The organism is Pseudokineococcus marinus, assembly GCF_013004605.1.
Lineage (GTDB): Bacteria > Actinomycetota > Actinomycetes > Actinomycetales > Quadrisphaeraceae > Pseudokineococcus > Pseudokineococcus marinus.
The window spans coordinates 1-4,276 of the sequence record NZ_JABEMA010000269.1 but is presented as its reverse complement, the minus strand read 5'-3'; the positions used below and the strand labels follow the sequence as shown (position 1 = coordinate 4,276).

5 protein-coding genes are annotated in these 4,276 nt (G+C 77.7%); 2 read left to right on the top strand and 3 right to left on the bottom strand.

Going from position 1 to position 4,276, the window contains the following annotated elements:
- The coding region (locus HLB09_RS20440; protein ID WP_171203917.1) for a histidine phosphatase family protein at positions 1-111 on the bottom strand (111 nt) is incomplete at its 3' end.
- Positions 112-227: 116 nt separating this feature from the next.
- On the opposite strand from HLB09_RS20440, the gene HLB09_RS13770 reads away from it, so the two are divergent.
- Positions 228-1,274, top strand: coding sequence for a magnesium and cobalt transport protein CorA (locus HLB09_RS13770; protein ID WP_212771080.1), 1,047 nt, complete (start codon positions 228-230; stop codon positions 1,272-1,274).
- A gap of 36 nt (positions 1,275-1,310) precedes the next feature.
- Here HLB09_RS13770 and HLB09_RS13765 read toward each other — a convergent pair whose 3' ends face one another.
- Together HLB09_RS13765 and HLB09_RS13760 are read right to left on the bottom strand one after the other, a co-directional pair.
- Complete coding sequence (locus HLB09_RS13765) at positions 1,311-2,171, bottom strand: undecaprenyl-diphosphate phosphatase (RefSeq protein ID WP_171203916.1); 861 nt, start codon at positions 2,169-2,171, stop codon at positions 1,311-1,313.
- A complete protein-coding gene (locus HLB09_RS13760; protein WP_212771079.1) occupies positions 2,171-3,271 on the bottom strand; it encodes an LLM class F420-dependent oxidoreductase in 1,101 nt (366 codons plus the stop codon). Before HLB09_RS13760 ends, HLB09_RS13765 begins: the two co-directional genes overlap by 1 nt.
- Before the next feature lie 112 nt (positions 3,272-3,383).
- Between HLB09_RS13760 and HLB09_RS13755 the strand changes: the two genes are divergently transcribed.
- On the top strand, positions 3,384-4,276 hold an 893-nt coding region (locus HLB09_RS13755), incomplete at its 3' end, for an aldo/keto reductase (protein WP_171203914.1).

Here is a 4,276-nt window from a genome sequence, read left to right as displayed (position 1 = left end):
GGCCTGCGCGGCGCCGCTGTCGTCGAGGCCGACACCGGGCGTCCGCCCCGCGAGCACGCCCGAGGCGTTGGCCGCGGTGCGCCCGTGTCGGACCAGCAGGAGGGTCGGCACGGGCGCCACCATAGGCGCCGTCCTCGGCCGCGCCCCGCGCCGGCGGGGGCCGACCGACCCGCGCCCCTCGCGCGCGCCGAGCCCCGGCCGGGGCCACGACCCCTCCGGAGGAACCCGTGAGCGCCATCGTCCGCACCTGCGACGGCACCCGCCTGCACGACGTCGACGTCCCGGCGCACGCCGGCGCGTCGTCCGACCCGTCGCCGACGGCGCGGGTCCCCGGCGCCGCGGAGACCGCCGACGCCCTGGCCCGGGCCCGCGCCGAGGGGGCCGGCTTCGTGTGGGTCCACCACACCGACCCCGGCGAGGGCGACCTGTCCGGCTACGCGGAGGTCCTCGACCTGCACCCCCTCGCGGTCGAGGACCTCGAGACCGGGCGCCAGCGCCCCAAGCTCGAGCGCTACCCGGCCGACGAGGGCGGCTCCGTCCTGCTCAGCGCGCGCCCCGTCCGCTACGACGACAGCCGCTCGGCGGTGGAGACCGGCGAGGTGCTCGTCGTCCTCGGCGACCGGTGGGTGCTCACCGTCTCGCGCGAGGACGAGGGCGTCGTCGAGCGCGCCCGCGGGCGCCTCGACGAGGACTTCCTCGCGCTCGGCCCCGCCGCCGTCCTCCACGGGGTGCTGGACGTCGTCGTCGACGCCTACGTCGCCATCGCCTCCGAGCTCGAGGTCGACGTCAGCGACCTGGAGCAGGAGGTCTTCAGCCCCGACGACCGCGGCGCCGGGACGACGGCGCGCGTGTACCAGCTCAAGCGCGAGGTGCTCGAGATGGTCCGGGCCGCCCGCCCCCTCGTCGAGCCCGTGCGGCGGCTGTGGCAGCAGGACCTCGACCTCGTGCCCGAGGAGGCCCGCGTCTTCCTGCGCGACGTGGCCGACCACGCCCAGCAGGCCGCCGAGTCGGTCGAGGCGACCGACCGCCAGCTCGGCGACGTCCACAGCGCCCACCTCGCCGAGGTGGGCCTGCAGCAGAACGACGACGCCCGCCGCATCTCCGCGTGGGCGGCCCTCGCCGTCGTGCCCACCGTCATCGCCGGGATCTACGGCATGAACTTCCAGTACATGCCCGAGCTGGCGTGGCGCTACGGCTACCCGGCGGCGCTCCTGCTCATGGTCACCGTCTGCCTCGTGCTGCACCGCGCCTTCCGGCGCTCGGGGTGGCTGTAGGCCCGTCCGGCGCCGGAGCCGGTGCTGGGCGGACCGTCAGGGCTGCACGGCGGGCGCCACCACCGGCGCGGCGTCGACGACGCCGGTGAGCAGCAGCAGGGCCAGCACGGCCGCCAGCGCGAGCCGGTAGACCACGAACCCGCGGAAGGTGTGGGTGCTGATGAAGCGCAGCAGCCACGCGATGACGGCGAGCCCGACGCCGAAGGAGATCGCCGTCGCCAGCACGGTGGGACCCCACGCGACCGAGGCGGCCCCGCCCTCCCCCAGCTCCGAGACGAGCTGGAAGCCTCCCGAGGCGACCACGGCCGGGATCGCGAGGAGGAAGGCGTAACGGGCCGCGGCCTCGCGGCGGTACCCGAGGAGGAGGCCGGCGGTGATGGTGCCGCCGGAGCGGGACACCCCCGGGACGAGCGCCAGCGCCTGGGCGAACCCGTAGAGCAGGCCGTCGCGGACCGAGAGGTCGGACAGGTCCTTGCGGGTCGTCGCCCGCGCGTCGGCGACGCCGAGGAGCACGCCGAAGACGGCGAGCATGACGGCGGTGATCCACAGGTTGCGCAGCTGGGTCTCGATCTGGTCCTGGAAGACGAGCCCGAGGACCCCGATGGGGATGGACCCGAGGATGACGAGCCAGCCCATCCGCGCGTCCGGGTCGCTGCGCGGCACGCGACCCACGAGCGAGAGCGCCCACCGCCGGACGATCCGGACGATGTCGCGCCAGAAGTAGACGACGACGGCGGCCTCGGTGCCCAGCTGGATGATGGCGGTGAAGGCGGCCCCGGGGTCGCGGCCGTCGAAGAGCAGCTGGCCGACGATGCTCACGTGCGCGCTGGAGGAGATCGGCAGGAACTCCGTGAGCCCCTGCACGAGACCGAGGACCAGCGCCTCGACCCAGCCCATCAGGAGCCCGCCCCGCTGGCGTCGAGCGCCTCGGCGACCGTGCGGAGCACGGCGACCCGCTCGGCCTCGTCACGCCCGTCGGGCAGGACGGAGAGCGTCGTCACCCCCGCCTCGGCGTAGGCGGCCAGGCGGTCGCGGACGGCGGCGGGAGGCCCGACGAGGCTGGTGGCCTCGAGGAGGCCCCGCGGGACCGCCGCGGCGGCCTCCCGGTGCCGGCGGTCGAGGTACAGGTCCTGCACGAGGGCGGCCTCCCGCTCGTAGCCCAGCCGCACGGCCAGGGCGTTGTAGAAGTTCTGCTCGCGGCTGCCCATGCCGCCGACGTAGAGGGCGAGCCGGGCCCGCAGGGCCCCCAGGCGCCCCGCCTCGTCGTCCTCGGCGACCGAGGCCCCGTCCGAGGGCGCGGCGGCGACGGACGCGACGACGTCGAGGGGGGCGTCGGGGCGCGCCGAGCGGCGCCGTCCCGCCCCGAGGTGCGCCAGCGCGTCCGGCAGGTGCTCGGGCGTCACGAGGATGCCGAGCCAGCCGTCGGCGAGCTCCCCGGCGAGCTCGAGGTTCCTCGGGCCCACGGCCGCCAGGTACACGGGCACGTCGGCGCGCAGCGGCCGCACGGACAGCCGCAGCGCGCGGCCGGGCCCGTCGGGCAGGGGCAGCTGCAGGTGCCGGCCGTCGTAGCGCACCTCCTCGCGGCGCAGCGCCATCCGGACGACCTCGACGTGCTCGCGCGTGCGCCGCAGCGGCGCGTCGAAGCGCACCCCGTGCCAGCCCTCCGAGACCTGCGGGCCGGAGACCCCCAGCCCCAGGTGGAAGCGGCCGCCGGAGAGGGCGTCGAGCGAGGCGGCCGTCATCGCCGTCATGGCGGCGCTGCGGGCGGGGATCTGCAGGACGGCGCTGCCGACGCCGATGCGCGTCGTGCGCGCGGCGACGCAGGACAGCACCGTGACGGCGTCGGTGCCGTAGGCCTCCGCCGCCCACGCGACCGCGTACCCCAGGCGCTCGGCCTCCTCGGCGAGGCGGACGCGGGCCCACGGGTCCTCGCCCGCACCACCGGGCCCCGCGGCCGAGACCTGCGGACCCTGACCGAGGTCGACGCCCAGACGCACGGCGCCGACAGTAGCGACGCCGGGGCCCACGACCCGCCACCGGCGGACGGGTCGGTGCGGCGCCCGCCGGGCGCGCCGGGGCCCGCCCCGTCCGCGGCTAGGGTCGAGCGCCATGGAGACCCGGCGCGTCGGACGGTCGGGCCTGCGCGTCTCACGGCTCGGGCTCGGCACCCTGACGTGGGGGCGCGACACCGATGAGCACGAGGCCTCCGAGCAGCTGCGCGACTTCGCGGACGCCGGCGGCACCCTCGTCAGCACCGCGGCCTCCGGCTCCGGCGAGGCGGAGGAGCTCCTCGGCGCGCTGCTCGACGACGTCGTCCCGCGCCGGGACCTCGTGCTGGCCCTGCGCGTCGGCTCCCGCGGGCTCGGCGCCGCGCGCCGCACCGACGGCTCGCGGCGCAGCCTCCTCGCCGACCTCGACGACTCCCTGGCGCGCCTGCGGACCGACCACGTCGACCTCCTGCTGCTCGGCGGCACCGACCGGGGCACCGACCGGGGCGGCGACGTCGGCGACGACGGGCCCGGGGACGGCGGAGCGCCCGTCGAGGAGTCCCTCGCCGCCCTGGCGGAGGCCCAGCGCTCCGGCCGCGCGCGCTACACGGGCCTCGCCGAGCACGGCGCCTGGCAGACCGCCCGCGCCGCCGCCCTGGCGCAGGCCGGCGGGGCGCCGCTCGTCGCCGTCGAGGTGGAGCACTCGCTGGTCTCCCGCTGGGCCGACGTCGACCTGCGCGACGCCGCCGCGGCGAGCGGGGTGGGCCTGCTCGCGCGCAGCCCCCTCGGCGGCGGCGTGCTGACGGGCAAGTACCGCCACGCGCTGCCCGCGGACTCCCGGGCGGCCTCGCCGCACCTCGTGCACGTCGTCGAGCCGCACCTCGACCCCTCGGCGCGCGGGGTCGTGGAGGCCGTGCGCACCGCCGCCGACGGGCTCGAGCGCTCCCCGCTCGAGGTCGCCCTCGCGTGGGCGGCCGACCGCCCCGGCGTCGCCAGCGCCGTCACGGGAGATCG

What these genes read in the sequence shown, in the direction of transcription:
- HLB09_RS13765 (WP_171203916.1), bottom strand. Translation starts at nt 2,171, where the DNA reads ATGGGCTGGGTCGAGGCGCTGGTCCTCGGTCTCGTGCAGGGGCTCACG.